Origin of the sequence: Alkalibacterium subtropicum (assembly GCF_900112455.1) — a bacterium.
GTDB classification, from domain to species: Bacteria; Bacillota; Bacilli; order Lactobacillales; family Carnobacteriaceae_A; genus Alkalibacterium; species Alkalibacterium subtropicum.
On the sequence record NZ_FOLT01000008.1, the window covers coordinates 76248 to 97683 of the forward strand.

The window sequence follows — 21436 nt, forward strand, 5'->3', positions numbered from 1 at the left end:
TTTGCTTTAGTGGTGTTTGGACCGGCGCTTGTTTGCATACATGGCGTCATCGGCGCGTTTTAGTAGAGCGGCTGCCGTGGTCCCGTCCTCTGGGAAAAGCGAATAACCGATGCTTGGGATGCATGTCAGTTTTTTATCTTTGATTTGATAAGGCTGACTTAACGTTTCAGAGAGTTCCTGAATACGCGAGCTGATGTCTTCACGAGAGGAGATACCGGTCAAAAGAAGCGTGAACTCATCGCCGCCTAAGCGTGCTCCGTGTTCTATATCTTTCAATATGAGTCGGAGGCGATTGCCGACTTCAGAAAGCAGTTCATCGCCAGCGGCATGTCCGTAAGTATCATTGATCTGTTTGAAATTATCCAGATCCATAAATATAACCGCAAAGGGTTCATTCATATTTTTAGATTGCCTGATTCGTTCGTCGAGAGTTTCTTCAAAATGTGTCCGGTTAGCCAGGTCGGTCAGTGTGTCATGATAGGCCATGTAATGGATCCGTTCTTCATTACGTTTATTTTGCGTAATATCCTGGACGATAGCAAAGACGCCGACTCGTTCCTTTTTTATCATTATCGGGATGTGAGTAACATTGACATATATATTACGGCCGAAATAATTTGTAATAGTGAATTCATCATGCTGAGCTATTCCTTTTTTAGTGTTGTAGAAATTTACCCGCACGTTTTCTTTATGTTCATCTGCTACATACTGCATGACAGACCGACTGATCAGTTTTTCTCGACTGACTCCCAGCAGGTCTTCACCCTTTTCATTGACACTCAAGACATTGCCGTTCAAATCAAGGGAAAAGACCGCATCAGGGTGATGATAGAAAAGAGACTTATATCTTTGTTCACTCAGGAGCAATTCTCTCGTCTGAACATCATAGTTCTGGATAAGACGTTTGTTCTCAACCAGGACAAGCAGCTGTCTGACGATGATGACAACGATCGTTATACCGGCCCCGAGCGTCACTTCATTGAGGGTGGAAGCGTTGACGATCATATAAAGGAAAAGGACACTGACATAAACGTAAGGGAACAGCATGCGAAAGTTTCCGCTGGATTCATCGCACAGCACGTTAGTTCTCTCATCTGGGGAGGACTCTCTTTGAAGCAGGCCGGTGTAGCCGATAAGCATCACACCCAAAACGAATAAGGGATCCAGCACACTACCGGAAATGTAATGATTTGCATTCTGCATAAGCATAAAGCCAATATCTGCCGTGATCTGGAGGAGGATGCCTGAAAGCAGAAAGAATGACGTGTATCGGTGAAACAGATCTCGGCCGTTTACAAACAGTACGAGAATGAAAAAGAGAAGAGCCAGGTCTCCAAGCGGATAAAAGAGAGAAAGTGCCAGTTCAAAAGGGGGGACCGTATTATTCGCAATAAGCGGTTTAATGAGAAAATACCAGAAAAAGGTCGTATAGACCGTCATCACGAGAAAAATATCGAAGATGAACTTGGCAATGGACAGGTGCTTTTTCACTATTTTTAATTTATAGCTGAATGCAGCCAGATAAAAGACGAGATTCAGTATATGAAAAATATCGGGACTTCCAGGATAAGGAACATCCCGCAGCAACACTGTTTCGTATATGAACCAGAAGACTTCTGCGACAAGGAAGCTGAACGTTCCCAATGAAAGGAAAAGCCAGAAAGGTCTGTCTGCTTCAGGGCTTCGCTTATAGGTCTGAACTAACCAGATCGTGGCCAGAAAGGGACCTGTGATAGAGAGAAGGTTTCCCCCAAGTATCCGTATGTATTCGTGCGTATCCAATAGTGTTATCCAACCGTAATAGAAAAAGGTATAAACAAAAATAAACACAAGAATGACTTTATTTCTGTGTTTAGTCAACATATGCGGTAATCCCCTTAAACTGAGATATTTCTTCATAAAAACCATACCATAATATAACTGAAAGTAACATAGAGAGTTGCGGGATGAAACGAAAAAGCAAAACAAAGCGTGAACAAAAGATGTCGACCAATACCGATGTATGACTAAGTGATTATGCATCCAATCATATATATTGCCGGGGAAATGTAACGTAAAACAGGGTCATTTAGTTGCAAAACGTCTTCTGAGTCGCGTACTATAAAGGTAATCAATAAAAGGAAGTGTAAAGGATAATGTCATATCTTTACTATATTTTTGGGTTCGGGATCACTTTTTTTGCTATTATGGATCTGATCTGGACAACGCTTTGGATCGATGGCGGAGCGGGACCTTTATCTAAAAGAGTGGCACGGTATACTTGGAAGAGTATCGAAAAAATGACAAGAAAAAACAATAATATTTTGACCTTGGTCGGCCCGATCATTCTCGTCGTTACACTGTTCAGCTGGATATTTTTCATGTGGTTCGGTATCACTCTGTTTTATTCGGGAGATCCTTCTTCCATCATCGATACACAGACAGGCGGTCCCATTATCTGGTATGAAAGAGTATACTTCACCGGGTATACCATCTTTACCTTAGGTATCGGTGATTATTCTCCTCAGCCGGGATTCTGGCAGGTGGCTACGGCAGTCAGTTCGGGCATCGGTATCCTGTTCTTAACGCTGGGCGCGTCCTATGTCATTAATGTCGTGGGGGCAGTCGTGCAGAAACGCTCATTTGCCCGTTCGATCACAGGGCTTGGCATGTCGAGTGAAGAAATTCTAAGATTTGCATGGAACGGGAAGGATTTTCATCAGCTGGACCTGGTCTTGATGGAAGCCTCTTCTGAAATCTCTACTTTGACCCAGCAGCATCAGGCCTATCCTCTGCTTCACTACTACCACAGCGAAACGCCAGAAGAAGCATCTGCCATAGGTATTGCGATCCTGGACGATCTTTTATCTCTGCTGCATTTCGGATTGACAGATAAGGAATCTGTCAATGTCGTGCTGGTTCAGGAAACACGGTCAAGTATAGAAACATATCTCGATTCACTGACGTCTGTCTTCGTTCATCCCGCTGAGGTCGAACCCGATCGCCCGGCTATAAACAAACTTGGTGACACGGGCATTCCTTTTGTAACTGAAGAAGACTTTTCCCGCGATTTGGATACTGTAATCGAACGCAGGCAAAAACTGCTGGGGGCGGTTATTTCTGATAACCATGAATGGCCAAAGCATAAAGAGTAACTAAATAGACTCACGAGAAAAGACCAGGGATGACCCTGGTCTTTTCTCGTGAGTCTAAATCTTTTGAGAAAGGTGTTTTGAGAGGAAGCATGTGATGCGTTTACGGTATTCTTCCTTATTTGTAATATACCCATAGGCGTGTCCGGCTTCGGGGACGATATACAGCTCTTTTGGACTGGAAGCTGCCTGATAAAGATCGTATGCCATGTGAGTGGGTACGAACGCATCGCTGCCGCCATGGATAAACAGGAGGGGTGTCTGGCTCTTTCGCACTTGTTTTTCCGGGTTGGCTTCTCCGAACCAGTATCCTGCTTTCAGTTTTGTAATGAAACTGGTCATAGGAATGAAGGGGTACTGCGGGAGCTTGTACATGGTTTTTAACTGATGGGCCATTTCTTTGGACACCGAACTGTATCCGCAGTCTTCCACGATGGCTTTGACATTTTCAGGTAAGGTTTCTCCGCTGACGTTCAAGACAGTGGCTCCCCCCATACTCAGACCATACAACACCACTTCAGTATCTTCCCCGAATTTTTCGATCATCTGCTCGATCCATAGAACATAATCTTCCCGTTCATGCCAGCCGAATCCGATATAATCGCCCTCGCTTTCGCCGTGTCCGCGTGCATCCGGCAACAGGAGATTGAAGCCCAGATCATAAAACAGTTTGGCCCAGGGGGCCATGTCACGGTTGGTCCCACTGTAACCGTGAGCGATGATGGCGACTTTCCTGGAGGAATCTTGAGCCGGTATAAAAAGACCAGAAAGCAGCAGGCCGTCTGTCGAACGCTGGATCAGGACATCCTTCTCGACAGTCTGGTACCATCTTTTCTCCTTTTCCCAGGGATCATCCGGGTATATTTCTTCCATACTGTATTCAGCGACGAATTCTTTTTTACTGATACCCACAGCGGTTTTATAAAAATATGTACTGGCATAGGTGAATAAACTGGTGGTCAAGCTGATCGCTCCGAACAGCCCCCACTTTGTTCTCTTTCTCATAAATCATCCTCCTTAAAACCTTTAATACCAGTATAACCTAGAAAATTGAAAAAAGTACGAAGTTTTTTATTCCTCGAGCTTGACATCTTGGTTTATAAGGTTTAGTATACCTAGTGGGGTATTTAGAAAAGCGAAGAAAGCAGAGGAGATAAGCATGTTTGGACTTTTTAACCGTATACCGACCATCACGACTAAACAGCTGGAAGCAGAATTAAACAAGAAACCTACCATATTAGATGTGCGTATGCCGGGCGAATACCGTCTGGGGCATATCCCGGGATCAAAGAACTTCCCGTTAAATAAAATTGAACAGTATAAAGGTAAAACCGAGGACAAATTGTATGTCGTTTGTCAGTCAGGTATGAGAAGCAAACGCGCAGCGTCAGCACTACAGAAAAAAGGGTTTGATGTAGTGAATGTACGCGGCGGAATGAATCAATGGAATGGAACAGTTCGAGGAGGAAAATTATAAAATGAGTAAAGTAGTTATTGTTGGAGGCGTAGCCGGCGGCATGTCAGCCGCAACACGTCTGCGTCGTTTAGATGAAAAGGCAGAAATCGTTATTTTTGAAAAAGGACCCTATGTTTCTTTTGCAAACTGTGGCTTACCCTACTATGTATCAGGTGAGATCGCAGACCGCAGCAAGCTGTTAGTTCAGACACCGGAAGCTTTGTATGACCGTTTCCGTCTGGATGTCAGACCAGAACATGAAGTCTTGTCTATCAATGCAGAAGACAAAACGGTAACAGTAAGAAACAATGGTGAAGAATCGACTGAAAGCTACGATAAACTGATCCTTTCACCAGGTGCGAGACCGTTTGTTCCACCGATCAAAGGACTAAATGAAACAGAGAACGTGTACACATTAAGAAATGTTCCGGATCTGGACAAGATCATGAAACGTATCGATGGGACCAACCCTGAAAAAGCGGTCGTAATAGGTGCCGGCTTTATCGGTATCGAGATGGCTGAAAACCTCAAGCATAAAGGCATCGAAGTCGTCGTTGTCGAGAAAGCCCCTCAAGTCCTGCCGCCATTAGATGAAGAAATGGCTGCTTTCGTTGAAAACGAACTGGAAGACAATGGCATAAAAGTCATCACGTCTCAATCTGCTGTGGCCTTTAAAGACAAAGGTCAGCGCGTCGTACTGGAAGACGGCAGCGAACTGGAAGCAGATATGACCGTCATGTCCGTAGGTGTTCAGCCTGAAAATACTTTAGCAGAATCTGCAGGGATCGAACTGGGCTTCCGCGGCGGCATTTTGGTCGATGAAAACTACGAAACCAACGTTTCTGACATCTATGCAGTTGGAGATGCGATCGTCGTTAAAAACCAGATCACAGGCGCAGATGCTCTGATTTCTCTTGCCTCACCCGCTAACCGTCAGGGCCGTCAGGTGGCTGACATAATTTCCGGCATGAAACGCAAGAACAAAGGAAGCATTGGGACAGCGATCGTTCGTGCCTTTGGACTTACTGCAGCCTCAGCTGGTTTGAGTGAGCGCATGGTAAAAATGGCTGGACTGGACGTTGCTTCTGTCCACACATTAAGTAAAGACCACGCCGGTTACTATCCTGGCGCTACAGATATCACTCTGAAACTGGTGTTCAACCCGAATGACGGGACCATTTATGGTGCTCAAGGCGTTGGTGTTAAAGGTGTCGACAAGCGTATCGATATTCTTTCAACAGCGATCAAAGCGGGTCTGACCGTTTATGATCTTCCTGAACTTGAATTCACTTATGCCCCACCATTCGGTTCAGCTAAAGATCCAGTCAATATGATCGGCTATGCTGCACTGAATATTATGGAAGGCATGAGTGACTCTGTTCAGTGGCATGAACTGAAAGATGAACTGGAAAACGGAGCAGTTTTATTGGATGTTCGCGGAGAATCAGAACTTGAAGCATCCGGTCGTTTCCCTGACTCAATCAATATCCCACTAAACGATCTGCGTGACCGTATCGACGAGCTGGACAAAGACCAGACCTATGTCGTCAGCTGCCGAAGTGGTCAGAGAAGTTATATCGGCGAACGTTTGCTCAAACAATTAGGCTTTAAAGCCAAAAACCTGGATGGTGCCTTTGCACTGTACCAAACGGTAAAACCTGAAGAACTTGAACTTATCAAACAGGAGGAAATCATTAATGTTTAACTCAGTAAGTATGGATGAATTTGGACAAAAACAGAGAAAAGAAGACCTCAATATCATAGATGTCAGAGAAGCAGGTGAATTTACATCTGGACACATTCCAGGAGCCATCAATGTTCCTTTGAGTGAATTTGCTCAGCACCTGGATAAAATCGACAAAAACAAAGAGTACCACGTCGTTTGTCTTTCCGGTGCACGTTCTTCAGTTGCATGTGACTTTTTAGGAAATAACGGGTATACTGTAACTAATGTTATGGGTGGTATGTCTGCCTGGAGAGGGGATATCGAGTAAGATGGTAAAATGTGACAAAAGCATTCTTAATCGCTTGAAAAGAACTGAGGGCCAGATCAGAGGCATTCAACGCATGCTTGAAGAGGAAAAAGAATGTTCAGATCTTGTCACACAGTTATCGGCTGTTCGTTCCAGTGTGGATCGGATTATGGGTCTGATCGTTGCAGAGAATTTGAAACAGTGTGTTGAGAATCCTGATGCAGATCCTGAAGAACAGGCAGAAAAAATTCAAAAAGCAATTCAGCTGGTTATAAAAAAATAATATTTAGGAAACAGACCCTGCATCATGAGCAGGGTCTGTTTTGTTTTCAGGAAAGCAGTTGAAGTGTTTGTTTAAGAAATGTGAGGAATGATCTGAAAGAAGAGTCCTGAAGACTCTTCTTTTCAATTTTTATCTTGAGGGAAGTTATTTTGGACGATCAGAAGCAAAATAGCGACGAGTTCTCGAAATGACGGGTTATTCCCGAGACTGGAGGTCAATGATAGCGATGAGGTCTTGGAATAAGAACTCCTTTCCGAAACTGAGCATCAACAATAGCGACGAGTTTCTTAAATTGGAAGTTATTCCCTGAACTGGACACTGGGAAAAGTTGAGTTTCCGATATAGCTTTCAAAAAACGTGAACGCAATACAGCGCCAAAACTTTTTTAGGTGAATGGTTTCTGAATGTGTTAAAGTGAAGAAAAAGAAAAAGGGATGTCTGAAATGTATAATGAAGCGATCATCAATGATACGAAAGAAATGGTGCGGGAGAAACTCTTGAACGAAGGGACCGGTCATGACTGGTACCATATCGAACGGGTATGGAAAACGGCTGTCACTTTGGCGGAAAAAGAAAAGGCCAACCGGTTTATCGTCGAACTTGCGGCTCTTTTGCATGACTTGATCGATGACAAGCTCGTCGCAAATAAAGATGAAGCGGTGCAGGAAGTGATGTACTGGCTGGAAGGCGTCGGGGTCACGTCAAAAGACAGCGAACGGATACTGGAGATCATCGAAACGATTTCTTTCAGAGGCGGCCATTCTAAAAAGCTGAACACCCTAGAAGCGCAGATCGTCCAGGATGCGGACCGTCTGGATGCCATCGGTGCCATAGGTATTGCCCGCTGCTTCGCTTATGCCGGGAGCAAAGGTGATCCATTGTTTGATCCGAAACTGTCTGTCAGAGAAAAGATGACGGAAGAAGAATATCGTAAAGGAAAATCCAATGCTGTCCATCATTTTTACGAGAAACTGCTGAAACTGAAAGACCTGATGAATACAGGAGCGGCCAGAGAAATGGCGGAAGAGCGCCATGCCTTCATGGAAGACTACTTGACGCGTTTCTTCAATGAATGGGAAGGTCACTAGAAAAAAAGACGGTCACGTAAACTTAATACGTGACTGTCTTTTCTATCTGTTCTAAATTATCAGCGTAGGGGCTTTGTTCACTTTTAATGGACCGGAATATTCTTGCAAAAAGAAAGATCACGATAAACAGTCCGACGATAAAAATGACGGAAAAGATGATAAAATCAGGCGGAATATCTTCCGATAGCTCTAATAAGCTCTCTATCGCGGCTTCCTCACCGCTGCTCGGGACAAGAAGTGCGGGCAGGATGACGAGAAAGTTGTACAGACTGTGTGTGAAGATGGCATAAAAAAGATTCCGGTACTTCACATAAACCAAAGCGCACAACAGACCTAAGAGCAGCTGTGGGATGAAGAACGAACTAAAATGAAAAATCATGAAAAGCAGGGAACTGAAGATGATGCCTTTTCTGACGGAATACTTATCCACCCATTTGTTCATTATGTAGCCTCTGAAAACGACCTCTTCGACGATCGGTGCCACGATAACAGCGATGACAAAGAGATATGAAGCAGACAAACCATCGTCGGTGGATATCTGTTCAAGATAAGGGACGAGCCGGTCAAAAATATTAGGGATAAATGAAACCAGTGTCAGCAGGAATATAGAAAAACTGGTAGCGACAATAGCTATGAGCAGTGTCCAGCCTGCAATTTTAAGCAGCTCACGACCGTTTTTAGGGGTCGAATAAGCCACAGCATCGACACTTAACGCCTGCTTTTTCATCTGGGAAATCACTATTTTATAGACCAGAAAATAAAGCACGCTGTCAGATAAGATCCGGACAAAAGAAACATGTTCCCCCGCAAAAGCGAGCAGCAGTAACGTGGTCAGGATGGTCACGGAGATGAAGGATAAAATGGTCCATCCCAAGAGTCCCCAAAGCGACGCATGCTTGAATGACTTCTGATACATTCGATTCCCTTCTTTCCATTTGTGTTTTAAGTATAGACTAGCACAATTCAGTCCGGAATCATATTATGAAGGTTAAAGCGATGAATTTTATGATAAACTAGGGTCAAAGTGAATCAAAGGAGAATCGTATGGAACCAATCGTAGAATTAGTCGATGTAACCAAACAGTTTGACGGGACACCGGTACTTAAAGGCGTGACCTTTTCCGTGATGCCCGGTGAGATCATCGGCTACATAGGCCCGAACGGTGCGGGAAAAAGCACCACCGTAAAAATAATTTTAGGTATGCTGAAAAAAGACTCAGGCACCATACGGCTGTTCGATCAGCCGCTTGACCCAAACGATGTGACCTACAAAGCACGCATTGGATATGTCCCGGAGAATGCGGAACTGTATGAAACGCTGACAGCGAAAGAATATCTGCTCTTTGTCGGTGAACTGTACGGGATGGAAGAGCAGGATATTGTTGAAAGAGCCGGGCAGATGATGGATGCGTTAGGCATCAAGGATGCTTTTCATGGACGTTTGTCCAGCTTTTCCAAAGGGATGCGCCAGAAAGTACTGATCATTTCCAGTCTGATCCATGATCCGGATATCCTGTTCTGGGATGAACCGCTGAGCGGTCTGGATGCCAACAGCGTGCAGATCATCAAGGAACTCTTAGCCAAACTGAAAGAGGAAGGAAAAACGATTTTTTATTCTTCCCATGTCATGGACACTGTTGAGAAACTGAGTGACCGGATCCTGATCCTGCATGACGGTCACGTGGTCGCAGACGGACCGTTCAGTGAACTGAAAAAAGAAGCGGCCGGGACACTCGAGCAGCTCTTCAATACCCTGACCGGCTTTGACCAGCATGAAGCCCTGGCTGAACAGTTCCTCAATGGGATGAAAGGGGAAATCACGCATGATGCGTAATGTGTTCGGCACAGGGGAGCAGGCCAAAGAGCCGGTCTATCTGAAACTGATCGATAAGCTGGCTCCCTTATATACCAAAGTCGGTGTCGACTACCGGCAGATGCGGACCATCCTGGAAATGAAGATGACGGTGGACAGCCGGAAGGAAGCCGTGATCCAGAGCGTGGGCTCCAATGCGAAACAAAAGGAAGAGAAGAATCATTTCTTCTCAAGCTTGTGGGTCTATGCGATCATCAGTGTATTTTTATTGTTCCTGTTTGTTTATGATAACTGGGTCTTCCAGTACACGACTTATTTCAGCTACATCTTCATCATGCTGTTTTCAACGATGCTGGCGAATTTTTCCAACATCCTGCTGGATACTAAAGATGCCGAACTGATCGGGACGAAGCCGGTCTCACAGAAGACCATCGGAGCAGCCAAAGCAACACATATCGGTATTTATCTGGTATCATTCACCTTTGCCGTGGGACTGGCGGTCATGCTGGCGACCTTCTACTTCAATGGTATCCTGGCCGGTATCCTGATCATACTCCTGACCTTTCTGTCTTCACTGTGGGCGCTGGGGTTGACGATCATCATGTACTCCACCGTCTTGAAGCACTTTGACGGTGAAAAGCTGAAGAACATCATTGCCTACAGCCAGATCGGTGTGTCCATATTTATGGTCATGGGGTATTACTTGATGGGGCAGATCTTTGAGGTCATCGATCCGGCGACCTTTCTGGTTGAAATGAACCTCTCAGTGGGGCATGCCCTGCTGTTTCCGATGTGGTTCGTAGCGCCGTTCGGCCTTTTACAGGAAGGGATCCAAACGGTGTATGTCGTCTACACGCTGTTTCTTGTCGCAGGGACGGTCGCTATCGGCATTCTCTACAACATGAACAGTGACAAAATAGACAGCAACCTCCAGAAGATGAACAAGGCGAAAGCCAAGCCGTCCAGTCGTTCTTTTTTAGAAACTGGAACAGCTAAGCTGCTGAGTGCTGGTTCCCTCGAAAAAGCCTACTACCACTTCACCTGGCAGCTGACAAAAAATGAACGGGAATTCAAGACCCGTCTGTATCCGTCGATCGCGAGTGCAATGATCTTTCCGCTGGTCCTCTTCTTCTCAAGTTTGAGAGGCGATCAGCCCATTACCAGTCAGAATACACTGACCTTTTTATATCTGCCGTATTTTACGATGCTTGCCATCCCGATGATTGCTGTAGCCACACAGTTTTCTGTGAATTATAAGGGGAGCTGGCTGTTCGAATTAAGTCCGAAGCACGCCAAAGCTCCTTTTCTAAGAGCCGTCACAAAAGTGATGCTGGTCAAGATCCTGTTCCCGATGTATGGCTTGATCAGTCTTCTGATCGTCATACTGATGGGCTTCACCTACAGTGTACAGCTGCTGAACGGCTTTTTACTGATGAGCGCCATTCTTTACTTTGAGATGAAACGGTCTAGTCAGGGACTGCCGTTTTCCAGAAAGTATGCCGCATCGGAAGCCAATCAGGGCTGTATGGCCAGTCTGATTTTCTTTATACCAGTCTTCGTGGTTTCCTTAGCCATGATTCTGCTTCAGTCCTTTGTCCCTTATGCAGAGTGGGGTGTCTTAGTCGCCCTTATCGCTTTGAATGCCTGGTGGATGAATAAGGGATTCAATAAGTAAGTACTGAAAGAATGATGTAAGCGGAAAGAAGCGTACTAGAATAAGCATGAGAGAAAAGGAGGGTGGAAAAAGTTCCCACCCTCGTTCTTTTTTTCGATGAATCCATCGTAAACGTGCTCCAAAAAGTAGACCCGCCGTCCACTTTGTCATAGCTGTTATGGCTTTAGTCATTTACAGATATGATACACTTGGGCGCAGCCCACAGTGCAATGCTCGATAATATACGATTATCTTGCGCTTATTCGCTCCAGTGATACGGGTCTGACCACTTTTTGTCCCACTCTCTTTTTTTTCAGCCTTAATTAAGATACAATTAAACCAATCAGATAAATTAGAGGAGATTATTAAACATGGAACGAATCATATTAACCGGAGACCGTCCGACCGGGAAACTGCATCTTGGTCATTATGTCGGCTCACTGCAGAACCGTTTGAAACTGCAGGAAGATGAAAACACTAAAGTCTTTGTCATGATCGCCGATCAGCAGGCATTGACCGACAACGCGAAAAATCCTGAAAAAGTACAGCAGAACTTAGTGGAAGTAGCGCTGGACTATCTGGCAGTTGGCCTGGATCCTAAGAAGACCACGATATTCGTGCAGTCACAGATCCCGCAGCTGCCTGAGCTGACGATGTATTACTTGAACTTAGTAACGGTGGCGCGTCTGCAGCGTAATCCGACGGTGAAATCGGAAATATTGGAAAAAGGCTTCAACGAAAGTATTCCTGCCGGCTTCTTCATGTACCCGGTCAGTCAGGCCGCAGATATCACAGCATTCAAAGCGACACATGTGCCGGTCGGTGAGGATCAGAAACCGATGGTCGAGCAGACACGCGAAGTGGCGCGCGACTTTAACCGCACCTACGGAAAAGACGTTCTGGTCGAGCCGGATATCATCCTGCCGCCAAAAGGCTCAGGCCGCTTAGTCGGTATCGACGGCAAAGGAAAAATGAGCAAGTCGCTGAACAACGGCATCTATCTTTCTGACAGTGCAGATGAGATTCAGAAGAAAATCATGAAGATGTACACGGACCCGAATCATATCCGTGTGGAAGATCCCGGTCAGGTCGAAGGCAACGTCGTCTTCACTTATCTGGATGTCTTTGATGAGGACAAGGAAAAAGTCCAGGAGCTGAAAGACCAGTACCGTAAAGGCGGTCTGGGCGACGTGAAGATCAAGCGTTACCTGAACGATGTCCTGCAGGCGAAACTCCAGCCGATCCGTGAACGCCGTGAAGCCTTTGCTCAAGACAGAGACGCCGTCCTTGAAATGCTGAAAGAGGGCAGTCTGAAAGCGGAAGCTGTGGCAGCTCAAACGCTGGATGAAGTGAAAGAAGCGATGGGCATCAACTATTTCAAGTAAATCATTGAAACATAAAGTGAAGTGACGCGTATGATGGAACTTAAACCTGTAACGAAACATAATTATCTGACGGTCGTCGATCTGAAGGTCCATCCGCATCAGGAAGATTTCGTAGCCCCGAACTGGCTGTCCCTGCTTGAAGCCAGTTACGAGAGTGACAGGTACCCGTTTGCCGTCTACCATGACGGAGATCCTGTCGGTTTCATCATGTGCAGCTATTATCCGGCAGATAAAGCGTACCCCATCGCTTCCTGGTGGCTGGAGCGGTTTATGATCGATAAGGATAAACAGGGCCGAGGTTTAGGCAGACAGGCTCTCACGCTCTTTTTGAGGGATTACAAGCCGGATGAAACAGTGGATGAAGTAAGGCTGGGCGTGGAACCGGAAAATGGCAATGCGATCCAGTTGTATGAGTCGTTAGGCTTCACGAAAGAAGGCGTCGTTGAAGGTGAAACGGTCTATGTCAGAAAATGGTAAAAAGAAGAGAATATGTAAAAGCATGCGATGGCTCAAAGCCACTGCATGCTTTTTAATCTTAGTGGGTTCAGGTAGTACCAGCTGAGGAGCAGGAATCACTTGAATATGCAGTATTCCAAATAGATATAACCACCGGTAGTCTGATACTGATCGAGCGGTCACAAAAAAGAGTCGATTGGATGTACTCAGATGAAAGAAGGCTTGAGCAGGCGCTACAAGTGGTCAGTAGTGACCAGTCGTCACCCGAAAAAATATCAGTGGTCTCCAGAAGAGGTCAGTAAGGCCTTCTCGTTCCGTGAGATCTTCTCAGCAGACACTAAATGATGAAGATAGTGACAATTCACTATAAAAAAGAAATTCAGTGGTTACAACATGAGCCATACAGTGCCTGCTCCATCTAAGCAGACAATCGAGCAGGTATAAACAGAGCCATTTTCTAGCGACCCGAAAGACGAAGCTGTTTCGGCGTAAACAGCTATCATATAAAACAGAAAAAACCGATAGAATCCAAAGATTCTGTCGGTTTTCTTAAGCTGATCGATTAAACATAAGGGAACTCGATCAGATCCGTATCCACATCATCGATATGGACAGAAGCCAGAACGTCTGCGTTGCGGAACAGTTTCTTGCAGTCATCGCTGAGTCGGACGATTCTAAAGTTTTTGCCTTGTTCGGCGTAGCGTTTCGTTATCGAACTGATGGCTTCGACCGCCGAATAATCAGATACTTTGGCATATTTCAGATCCAGCACCACTTCGTTTGGATCATTATCGAAATCAAAGATATCTTTAAAGTTCAATACCGAACCAAAGAAGATCGTTCCATTGATTTTATACATTTTTTCTCCGGCATCCGTTTCTTCCACATTGGCATAGATCACTTTCCCTTTTTCCCAGGCAAAGATCAACGCTGAAACGACGACGCCGACAATGACTGCGGTCGCCAGATCGGCGAATATCGTAATCAAAGAAACAACGACGGTAACCAGGATATCCTGGGCAGGCACTTTATTCTTGTAGCGCAGGCTTTCCCACTTGAAGGTTCCGATGACGACCATGAACATGACGCCGACTAAACCAGCCAAAGGAATGGCATTGATAAAGGCAGAACCGAACATGATGAAAAACATCAAAGCGGAAGCAGCAACGAGTCCCGAAATGCGGCTTCTTCCACCGGATTTGATATTGATGATGGACTGGCCGATCATGGCGTCTCCGCCCATGCCGCCGAAAAAGCCGTTGACGAGGTTCGCGATCCCCTGTGCAACGATCTCTTTATTCGTACGGCCTCGGGTGTTAGTCATTTCATCGATGACTTGCAGGGTCAATACAGCTTCGGCCAAGCCGACGAGCCCACCGATCACAGCGTATGGGAAAATAATGCGCAGCGTTTCCAGATTGATCGGCACCATCGGCAGATGGAAGCGAGGGAAGCCGCCACTGATTTCCATTCCGGCAAAGTCCTGCACGTTCTGCAGGTGGATGCCGTTACGGCTCAGTATGACTGCAATGATCGTCATGATGATGATTGCTATCAGGCTGGATGGGATCGCCTTGGTAAGTTTAGGAACAAAGTGAATGATGAGCATGGTCAAGACGACAAAGAACAGCATGAGTGCGATCTGGGGGCCAGGAAGCCAGACAGACTGCATGACTTCGCTCCCATTGACGACTGATGTCTGGTTGACCTTGAATAAGTCCCATTGCGAGAGGAAAATCACGATGGACAATCCATTCAAAAAGCCGAGCATGACGGGATAGGGGATGATGCGCGCATACTTGCCGAGTTTCAGAACACCGATGAGTATCTGAAGGATGCCCATTAAAACGACGGTGGCGAATAAGTACTCCAGACCATGGACCGCGATCAGTGAGGCAAACACAACGGAAATAGCTGCGGTGGAGGAACTGATCATACCTGGCCGCCCTGAGAATAGTGCTGCGACAAAACCGATCATCACAGCCGTCTGGAGGCTCAATATCGGACTGACCCCAGCCACAAAGGCGAAAGCGATGGATTCTGGAATCAGTGCCAAAGCGACGGTCAGACCTGAAAGAAAATCGTCTTTCAGAAGTTTCTTGTTTTCGACCAGCAGTTGTATCGGGTTGAATGTGCCGGTTTTCCTGTCTTTAATAAATTGCATGTTATCTACTCCTTCTCCGGTGCTTTGACTAACAACAAAGCTCATAAGATATTATTTTACCATATTACGATGCTCATACCCACTACAAATATTGATATAACAGTATTATTCTGAAAATAACGTTTACAATTAAGAAGTAAATGCTTTCATTTGTTCAAAAGCTTGACGGGTGCTTTTTTAGGCAAAAAAATAGACAGCTCTGAGCTGTCTATTTTGAAGTGATTAAATTTTATAGTAAAAAGTTATCGTGTCTGTCCTTCGCCGAAGATGATGTACTTGGAAGAAGTCAGTTCAGGCAAGCCCATTGGCCCTCTGGCATGCAGTTTCTGTGTGCTGATGCCGATCTCTGCGCCGAAGCCGAATTCGAAGCCGTCGGTGTAGCGCGTTGAGGCATTCACGTAAACCGCTGCAGAATCCACTTCACGGTGGAAACGCTGGCCGGCAAAGTAATCGTTCGTCACGATCGCCTCCGAGTGCCCGGTGCTGTAACGGTTGATGTGCTCGATGGCCTCATCCAGGGAATCAACGACTTTAACAGCCAGGATATAGTCCAGATATTCTGTCTCCCAGTCGGCTTCTGTTGCAGGGGTGAAGGCTTTCAGGTGTTTCTGAGAGGCCTCGTCGGCACGAAGTTCCACTTTCCATTCATTCAGTGCTTCTTCGATGACGGGCAGATAGTCTTCTGCCACATCTTTATGGATCAAAAGAGTCTCAGCCGCATTACAGACGGACGGACGATCCGTTTTGGCATTGACGATGATGTCTGTGGCCATCTCGAGCTGGGCGGACTGATCGATATAGACATGACAGTTCCCCGTTCCCGTTTCAATGACCGGGACAGTGGCATTTTCGACGACGGCTTTGATCAGGTTGGCACCGCCGCGTGGGATCAAAACGTCCAGGTAGCGGTTCAGCTTCATCATTTCGTTAGCTGAGTCGCGTGACGTATCTTCAACTAATTGAATCGCTGTTTCAGGAAGCGTACTTCCCTCAAGTGACGCGCGCAGGCTGGTCACGACTGCCAGATTAGAATTGAAGGCTTCTTTTCCGCCGCGCAGGATGACGACATTACCGGATTTGAAGCACAGTCCGGCTGCGTCTGATGTGACGTTAGGACGGGCTTCATAAATGATGCCGATGACGCCCAGAGGCACCGACTGCTTGCCGATTTTAAGGCCGGCGTCGTTGGTCCACATGCTTTCCACCAGTCCGATCGGATCAGGGAGTTTTGCGATATCTTTCAGTCCCTGAGCCATGGCTTCGACACGCTCTTGAGTCAAGGTCAGCCGGTCCAGCAGGGATTCCGAGATGCCGTTTTCTTTTGCAGCTTCCGTGTCTTTTTTATTGGCTTCGATTATCTTATCTGTATCGTTTAAAAGTCCTTCTGCCATTAATATCAGAGCCTCATTTTTTGCTATTGAAGAGGCCTGAGCCAGCTGGCGCTCCGCCTGTTTCGCTTTTTTACCGAGTGCGATCAATGTTTCCATCCGTATTTCTCCTTCCGTCTATTCTTTCGAGAATAAGGTTCCTTCGGCTTCACCGTTTAAAATCCGGAACAGGATCGTCAAGTCGGATCCATTGGCTAAGACCATACGCTTGTCTGCTTCCAGAACGATCTGGGCCGCGTTCAGTTTGGTGATCATACCACCGGTACCGAATTTTGATGTAGCATCCTGCGCCAAAGCAAGGATATCTTCTGTCACTTCGCTGACGACGTCAAAACGCTTGGCATCGTCATGCTTCATCGGATTTTTATCATAAAAGCCGTCGATGTCCGACAGCATAATTAAAAGGTCCGCTTCTGTCAATTCTAAAACGATGGCCGACAAGGTATCGTTATCGCCAAAGCGTGTCAGATGATCCAGTTCTTCGACCGATACTGTATCGTTTTCGTTTACGATCGGGATAACATTTTTGACCAGAAGCTGTTCAAAGGTATTGACCGTATTTCTGCGGCTTACCGGGAAATCGGTGACATCTTTTGTCAATAAGACCTGTCCGATCTGGTGACCGTAATGGTAAAAGAACTTGCTGTAAAGACTCATCAGTTCCGTCTGACCGATGGAGGCAATGGCCTGCTGCTCGGGTATCGTTGCAGGACGTTTAGTCAGGTTCATGCGGGACAAACCGACACCGATGGCACCGGAAGAAACCAGAATGATTTCTTTACCCTGATTCAACAAGTCGCTCAGTACAAAGGACAGTTTTTCCATCTGCTGCAGGTTGATGGCACCGTTCGGGTACATGATCGTACTGGTGCCCACCTTGATGACGATGCGCTTACTTTCTCTGGTTTTTTTTCTCGTTTCGTTAGTCATAAATGATCCATTCTTTCTTTGATAAGAATTCTTTGTTCTCGTTTAACTTTCCATAGTATAACAAGTTATATCGTTAAATGCCAGAATAGGTTGCTGCACCGGTTGAAAAGGGGGAAACCCCTCTCTATTGACTATTGAGAGGGGCAGGCAAGCTAGTTGTTTTCCGGATCTATTTGAAGTTCAAATAGGTTGATAGTTGTCGATTCTCTTTTTGAAGTATCTTTAGGTTCGATCGTTCCCTGGAAAAGTGTTTCCTGTGTTTCAATGTCAGTGACCTGAAAGAGCGGACGACCGATATCTTCTGTGTACTCATAGCCATAAGCATAGAACTTGCCGTCAAGAATGCTGAGGTTCTGATTAAAAAGACCGTTATAGTTTTCTGTCTCGTGCAAGATAGAAGGACTTGCCATTTCGATCGTACTGATCAAGCTCATTTCCTCGCCAGTTAAATCTATTTGATATAATTCTATTGCCTCATTTAGAGCTTTACCGACATAGAGCGTGTCGTTATCTGTAAATAGAAGGGTTTCAATATCCTCAAACGATTGGATGTCAATGACCTCGTGTGCTTGAGTATCGTAAGCATAGTAACCGCTGATTTCCTCGGTATAATCATAGTTTGAAACGGCAGTTTGTCTCACAGTCTGAAAAGTAATGAAGCGCTCAGTGTTATCATAGTGCAGTCCCAATCTGATTCTTGCATTTCTCTCTGTTTCTTCTGTTAAATTAACGACATTAGTGACTCCTTCTGCCGGGTTTTCGATATCGAAGGTATAAACGAGAGTTTCCGCTGCGTCGGAAGAACTAAAATCCTCGACGACAACTGATAAAAGCGGGTAGTCGATAGATGTTGCGCGTATGCTATAAAAAGGTCCGCTCGCACCTAAACTGACTGAATAGGTTTCTTCTTTTTCAGAACCTTTATCCAAAACAGCAATGATCATCTGGTTGCTTGAATGATGATTCCAATGTAAATCACTTTCCATCCCAGTATAGATGATATGCTGCTCGGTTTCTGTATAGTGTTCTGGTAGGCGGCTTTTACCGCGCATAAATGACCGGTGATCGTTGATCAGATCATTTATTTTGGGGTCAAAGCTAAAGTCGAGTCGCTGAAGGAAAGGCAAATCTTCAAAATAAGAAAAATCCCCGTTTTCTAATTTAACCGTTGAACTCTGTGTGGGCATTTGAGAGTCTGAGACAAAACCTAATGTTTGAATAGGTTCTATGTGTTCCGGTTTGCCTTCCGATGTAACGATTTTCAACTCCGGATGAGGGGAGCTTGCCTGAGCTTTATATAGACCGAAGCCTGTCAGGGAGGCCGTTATGAATAGGAGCAAACTAATCGATTTAATGTACTTACTCATTTATTTCAACCTTTCTAAACAGTGATTTTTTTATTGATCAAGTGGCGACTCATGAAGAGCGAGAGGACACCAACAGTAGTGAGCAGAATCGTTTCAATGATCATCAATTCTGAACCGTAGAGTAAATACCTATTATTGAGCAGGTCGGGTAAAAACAGTGGTAAAAGAACAGCAGCTAATGCGATCAGGCTGTAAACGATCCCTAGAACGATGCCTTTTACACCAAAACTTCTTTCCATCAGAATGACAGTGAATAAAACGAGTAAGACGACGAAACCGACACCATTAACTATCACGAAATAACCGAAATCCAGCGGAAAAAAGAAAAGGAAGAGCGGATTCATTTGAATGGATTCGATCAAACTTAACTCTCTGAAATACGGACTTTCGATAATGGCTGATACGATAGGGTAGCCGATAAACAGTGAAACCATCTGTGTCGCAATCAGACTGAAGATCCCTATGAAAATGACGATAAACTTGGAAAAGTAAAGAGTCATCCGGGAAACCGGCAGCATGAGCAGACGGTAGGCAAAGGTGTTTTTACCGAACCATTCTCTATACCAGATGAACACAGAATAAAAAAGCAGGCCACTGATCCCTAAAGCAATGGGCCCTCCGATCCAGAGCGTATTTGTCACAGTGTAGAAGGAGAAATGGCCGAATGCTTTTACAGCCTCGTCTGCCGTAGCTGAATTTTGTGTAAGGTATTCATTTATTCTACCCATATACTGCGTGGGCGTATAAATGTAACCGGCTAAGTTAATCAGCAACGTCAGTCCCATCAAGGTAAACAGGAATTTGGACAAGCGTTCCAGCTCGAAATTAGTGAGTTTAAGTAATGTATGTAGTGAATTTTTCATCCGTTGTAAACCTCCCTCATGACGTCGACGACTGATTTGCCTTCAGTTTCTCGCATTTCCTCCGCATTGAATTCTTTATAGATCACACCATCATCCAGCAGAACGACTTTATCCAATAAGTGCTCGATATCCTGAATTTCGTGTGTGGTAATAAGCACGCCGCGGTCCTCGACTAAACGGCTGCTGAAGACATCGGTGATCTGTTCACGGGTAAAGATGTCGATGCCTGAAAAAGGCTCATCCATTAATACATAATCTACATCTAAAGCCAGACCCATCAGCAAATTCACTTTGGCCTGGTTCCCTTTTGACAAGTCAGAGATCCTGTCTGTCATGTTCAACCGGAAGAAGCGGACGATCTCTTTCGCTCGTTTACAGTTCCAGCTGCTGTAGTAATCTTTCATAAAGTCCATGGCTTCGTGCACCGTCATCTGGGGCAACATGATCGCAACATCCGGAATAAATGCGACTTTATTGTACATAGCCGGACTCATTGTTTCACCGTCAATGGTTATTTCTCCCTTTTTCACCGGAGTCAGATTCATGATGGCGTTCAGGATCGTTGTTTTTCCGACACCGTTCACGCCGACGAGGCAGGTGATCTCGCCTTTATTGGCCGTGAAAGAGATGCCGTTTAAAACTTGTTTACGACCGAAACTCTTGTGTACATTCTTAAGTTCAATCATTGCTTATCCTTCTTTCTTGTATGCATTTTTTCTTCTATCAGATGAACGACGTCATTCAAAGGAATATCGATGGGTTCAATGGCGGCTACAAAAGTACTTACCGCATGATGCAGCCATTCTTTCTTCAGCTGATTCAGTACCGAAGGGTCTTCGGTCACTCGACTCGGCCGATTGGTTTCTGTGTAAATCAAGCGCTGGTCCTCCATTTCGCTGTACGCCCGCTGAACCGTATTGGGGTTGATTTTCAGCTGGTTAGCCAGCTGCCTCCGAGAGGGCATTTCTGAGCCGGGATTCAGTTCGCCCGAAACGATCAGCCGTTTGAAATACTGCATGACCTGAAGATAGATCGGGTCTCTTTTGTTAAAGGATACATTCAACTGGTTCAGTCCTTTCTAAGGTGAGTAAATGAGTAAGCGAGCAATGTGTATTAATTGGTTAATACACTAAGGGCAAAAAAATACAAGGTGTATCAAGTGGGTAGTACACCTGCTAGCTGTATTATATACATGATACAGCTGCGATGTCAACGTGAAAGTGAATAAAACTGAAAAGATCGTCAAGAATGAATGATCAGGCTGCCGGCCTGATCAAGACCTTATTGAATTGAGACCGGTTATTACTGATGATTGGGATTTCTCAATTAAGGATCACCGTGAGTACACCAAATGAAGGTGTCATTGGCCTCCCCCAGACCAGAATAGCCGCGAGCACGTCGAATGAAGGCGTCAATGGACGCACTCCAACAAAAATAACCGTGAGCACGTCGAATGAAGGCGTCAATGGACGCACTCCAACAAAAA

The 21436-nt window shown here is 45.4% G+C and carries 21 protein-coding genes; 11 read left to right on the plus strand and 10 right to left on the minus strand.

Annotated features, from left to right (window positions below):
- Nucleotides 1-6 precede the first annotated feature (6 nt).
- The gene (locus BM049_RS08585; RefSeq protein ID WP_177188657.1) at nucleotides 7-1863 is read right to left on the minus strand and encodes a diguanylate cyclase domain-containing protein; all 1857 of its coding nucleotides are present in this window, start codon (nucleotides 1861-1863) and stop codon (nucleotides 7-9) included.
- Nucleotides 1864-2135: 272 nt separating this feature from the next.
- Between BM049_RS08585 and BM049_RS08590 the strand changes: the two genes are divergently transcribed.
- Complete coding sequence (locus BM049_RS08590; RefSeq protein ID WP_091530557.1) at nucleotides 2136-3134, plus strand: potassium channel family protein; 999 nt, start codon at nucleotides 2136-2138, stop codon at nucleotides 3132-3134.
- Between the two features lie 54 nt (nucleotides 3135-3188).
- Here BM049_RS08590 and BM049_RS08595 read toward each other — a convergent pair whose 3' ends face one another.
- A complete protein-coding gene (locus tag BM049_RS08595) occupies nucleotides 3189-4136 on the minus strand; it encodes an alpha/beta hydrolase (protein ID WP_091530560.1) in 948 nt (315 codons plus the stop codon).
- A gap of 154 nt (nucleotides 4137-4290) precedes the next feature.
- Here BM049_RS08595 and BM049_RS08600 point away from each other — a divergent pair, with 154 nt between their 5' ends.
- From BM049_RS08600 to BM049_RS08620, 5 genes are all read left to right on the plus strand, one after another.
- Nucleotides 4291-4608, plus strand: coding sequence for a rhodanese-like domain-containing protein (locus BM049_RS08600; protein WP_091530563.1), 318 nt, complete (start codon nucleotides 4291-4293; stop codon nucleotides 4606-4608).
- Between the two features lies 1 nt (nucleotide 4609).
- The gene (locus BM049_RS08605) at nucleotides 4610-6292 is read left to right on the plus strand and encodes an FAD-dependent oxidoreductase (RefSeq protein WP_091530566.1); all 1683 of its coding nucleotides are present in this window, start codon (nucleotides 4610-4612) and stop codon (nucleotides 6290-6292) included.
- On the plus strand, nucleotides 6285-6581 hold the full coding sequence (locus tag BM049_RS08610; RefSeq protein WP_091530569.1) for a rhodanese-like domain-containing protein: 297 nt from the start codon (nucleotides 6285-6287) through the stop codon (nucleotides 6579-6581). Before BM049_RS08605 ends, BM049_RS08610 begins: the two co-directional genes overlap by 8 nt.
- Nucleotide 6582: 1 nt before the next feature.
- Nucleotides 6583-6843 (plus strand): metal-sensitive transcriptional regulator, encoded by a 261-nt coding sequence (locus tag BM049_RS08615; protein WP_091489208.1) that lies wholly within the window; start codon nucleotides 6583-6585, stop codon nucleotides 6841-6843.
- A gap of 443 nt (nucleotides 6844-7286) precedes the next feature.
- Nucleotides 7287-7931, plus strand: a complete 645-nt coding sequence (locus BM049_RS08620) for an HD domain-containing protein (RefSeq protein WP_091530618.1) — start codon at nucleotides 7287-7289, stop codon at nucleotides 7929-7931.
- 22 nt (nucleotides 7932-7953) lie between these two features.
- Here BM049_RS08620 and BM049_RS08625 read toward each other — a convergent pair whose 3' ends face one another.
- Complete coding sequence (locus tag BM049_RS08625; protein WP_091530571.1) at nucleotides 7954-8847, minus strand: CPBP family intramembrane glutamic endopeptidase; 894 nt, start codon at nucleotides 8845-8847, stop codon at nucleotides 7954-7956.
- A 128-nt stretch (nucleotides 8848-8975) separates the two neighbouring features.
- Here BM049_RS08625 and BM049_RS08630 point away from each other — a divergent pair, with 128 nt between their 5' ends.
- The 5 genes from BM049_RS08630 to BM049_RS12125 all read left to right on the plus strand — a co-directional run bounded on the left by BM049_RS08630 (nucleotide 8976) and on the right by BM049_RS12125 (nucleotide 13583).
- Nucleotides 8976-9764: an ABC transporter ATP-binding protein gene (locus BM049_RS08630; protein ID WP_091530573.1), complete on the plus strand. Its 789-nt coding sequence runs from the start codon at nucleotides 8976-8978 to the stop codon at nucleotides 9762-9764.
- A complete protein-coding gene (locus BM049_RS08635) occupies nucleotides 9754-11418 on the plus strand; it encodes a hypothetical protein (protein WP_091530576.1) in 1665 nt (554 codons plus the stop codon). The genes BM049_RS08630 and BM049_RS08635 overlap by 11 nt, the downstream gene beginning before the upstream one ends.
- A 350-nt stretch (nucleotides 11419-11768) precedes the next feature.
- Nucleotides 11769-12782 (plus strand): tryptophan--tRNA ligase, encoded by a 1014-nt coding sequence (gene trpS / locus BM049_RS08640; protein ID WP_091530578.1) that lies wholly within the window; start codon nucleotides 11769-11771, stop codon nucleotides 12780-12782.
- Between the two features lie 30 nt (nucleotides 12783-12812).
- Entirely contained in the window at nucleotides 12813-13259 is a 447-nt protein-coding gene (locus BM049_RS08645) for a GNAT family N-acetyltransferase (protein WP_091530580.1), read from the plus strand.
- Between the two features lie 189 nt (nucleotides 13260-13448).
- The gene (locus BM049_RS12125) at nucleotides 13449-13583 is read left to right on the plus strand and encodes a hypothetical protein (protein WP_281242222.1); all 135 of its coding nucleotides are present in this window, start codon (nucleotides 13449-13451) and stop codon (nucleotides 13581-13583) included.
- A 217-nt stretch (nucleotides 13584-13800) separates the two neighbouring features.
- Here BM049_RS12125 and BM049_RS08650 read toward each other — a convergent pair whose 3' ends face one another.
- The 7 genes from BM049_RS08650 to BM049_RS08680 all read right to left on the minus strand — a co-directional run bounded on the left by BM049_RS08650 (nucleotide 13801) and on the right by BM049_RS08680 (nucleotide 21013).
- Nucleotides 13801-15402 carry a SulP family inorganic anion transporter gene (locus tag BM049_RS08650; protein ID WP_091530582.1) on the minus strand — a complete coding sequence of 534 codons (1602 nt, stop codon included), beginning with the start codon at nucleotides 15400-15402 and terminating at the stop codon, nucleotides 13801-13803.
- Nucleotides 15403-15644: 242 nt separating this feature from the next.
- Complete coding sequence (locus tag BM049_RS08655; RefSeq protein WP_091530585.1) at nucleotides 15645-16889, minus strand: glutamate-5-semialdehyde dehydrogenase; 1245 nt, start codon at nucleotides 16887-16889, stop codon at nucleotides 15645-15647.
- A gap of 18 nt (nucleotides 16890-16907) precedes the next feature.
- Nucleotides 16908-17720: a glutamate 5-kinase gene (gene proB, locus BM049_RS08660; protein ID WP_091530587.1), complete on the minus strand. Its 813-nt coding sequence runs from the start codon at nucleotides 17718-17720 to the stop codon at nucleotides 16908-16910.
- Nucleotides 17721-17872: 152 nt separating this feature from the next.
- Nucleotides 17873-19087, minus strand: coding sequence for a hypothetical protein (locus tag BM049_RS08665; RefSeq protein ID WP_091530589.1), 1215 nt, complete (start codon nucleotides 19085-19087; stop codon nucleotides 17873-17875).
- A gap of 14 nt (nucleotides 19088-19101) precedes the next feature.
- Complete coding sequence (locus tag BM049_RS08670) at nucleotides 19102-19950, minus strand: hypothetical protein (RefSeq protein WP_091530591.1); 849 nt, start codon at nucleotides 19948-19950, stop codon at nucleotides 19102-19104.
- Nucleotides 19947-20636, minus strand: a complete 690-nt coding sequence (locus tag BM049_RS08675; RefSeq protein WP_091530594.1) for an ABC transporter ATP-binding protein — start codon at nucleotides 20634-20636, stop codon at nucleotides 19947-19949. The genes BM049_RS08670 and BM049_RS08675 overlap by 4 nt, the downstream gene beginning before the upstream one ends.
- Nucleotides 20633-21013, minus strand: a complete 381-nt coding sequence (locus tag BM049_RS08680) for a GntR family transcriptional regulator (protein ID WP_091530596.1) — start codon at nucleotides 21011-21013, stop codon at nucleotides 20633-20635. Before BM049_RS08680 ends, BM049_RS08675 begins: the two co-directional genes overlap by 4 nt.
- Nucleotides 21014-21436: the final 423 nt, after the last annotated feature.

Coding starts and splice junctions, on each gene's coding strand:
- BM049_RS08625 (WP_091530571.1), bottom strand. CDS start 8,847: ATGTATCAGAAGTCATTCAAGCATGCGTCGCTTTGGGGACTCTTGGGA.
- BM049_RS12125 (WP_281242222.1), top strand. CDS start 13,449: ATGAAAGAAGGCTTGAGCAGGCGCTACAAGTGGTCAGTAGTGACCAGT.
- BM049_RS08635 (WP_091530576.1), top strand. CDS start 9,754: ATGATGCGTAATGTGTTCGGCACAGGGGAGCAGGCCAAAGAGCCGGTC.
- BM049_RS08615 (WP_091489208.1), top strand. CDS start 6,583: ATGGTAAAATGTGACAAAAGCATTCTTAATCGCTTGAAAAGAACTGAG.
- BM049_RS08605 (WP_091530566.1), top strand. CDS start 4,610: ATGAGTAAAGTAGTTATTGTTGGAGGCGTAGCCGGCGGCATGTCAGCC.
- trpS (WP_091530578.1), top strand. CDS start 11,769: ATGGAACGAATCATATTAACCGGAGACCGTCCGACCGGGAAACTGCAT.
- BM049_RS08650 (WP_091530582.1), bottom strand. CDS start 15,402: ATGCAATTTATTAAAGACAGGAAAACCGGCACATTCAACCCGATACAA.
- BM049_RS08645 (WP_091530580.1), top strand. CDS start 12,813: ATGATGGAACTTAAACCTGTAACGAAACATAATTATCTGACGGTCGTC.
- BM049_RS08595 (WP_091530560.1), bottom strand. CDS start 4,136: ATGAGAAAGAGAACAAAGTGGGGGCTGTTCGGAGCGATCAGCTTGACC.
- BM049_RS08655 (WP_091530585.1), bottom strand. CDS start 16,889: ATGGAAACATTGATCGCACTCGGTAAAAAAGCGAAACAGGCGGAGCGC.
- BM049_RS08620 (WP_091530618.1), top strand. CDS start 7,287: ATGTATAATGAAGCGATCATCAATGATACGAAAGAAATGGTGCGGGAG.
- BM049_RS08600 (WP_091530563.1), top strand. CDS start 4,291: ATGTTTGGACTTTTTAACCGTATACCGACCATCACGACTAAACAGCTG.
- BM049_RS08590 (WP_091530557.1), top strand. CDS start 2,136: ATGTCATATCTTTACTATATTTTTGGGTTCGGGATCACTTTTTTTGCT.
- BM049_RS08670 (WP_091530591.1), bottom strand. CDS start 19,950: ATGAAAAATTCACTACATACATTACTTAAACTCACTAATTTCGAGCTG.
- BM049_RS08585 (WP_177188657.1), bottom strand. CDS start 1,863: ATGTTGACTAAACACAGAAATAAAGTCATTCTTGTGTTTATTTTTGTT.
- proB (WP_091530587.1), bottom strand. CDS start 17,720: ATGACTAACGAAACGAGAAAAAAAACCAGAGAAAGTAAGCGCATCGTC.
- BM049_RS08610 (WP_091530569.1), top strand. CDS start 6,285: ATGTTTAACTCAGTAAGTATGGATGAATTTGGACAAAAACAGAGAAAA.
- BM049_RS08665 (WP_091530589.1), bottom strand. CDS start 19,087: ATGAGTAAGTACATTAAATCGATTAGTTTGCTCCTATTCATAACGGCC.
- BM049_RS08675 (WP_091530594.1), bottom strand. CDS start 20,636: ATGATTGAACTTAAGAATGTACACAAGAGTTTCGGTCGTAAACAAGTT.
- BM049_RS08630 (WP_091530573.1), top strand. CDS start 8,976: ATGGAACCAATCGTAGAATTAGTCGATGTAACCAAACAGTTTGACGGG.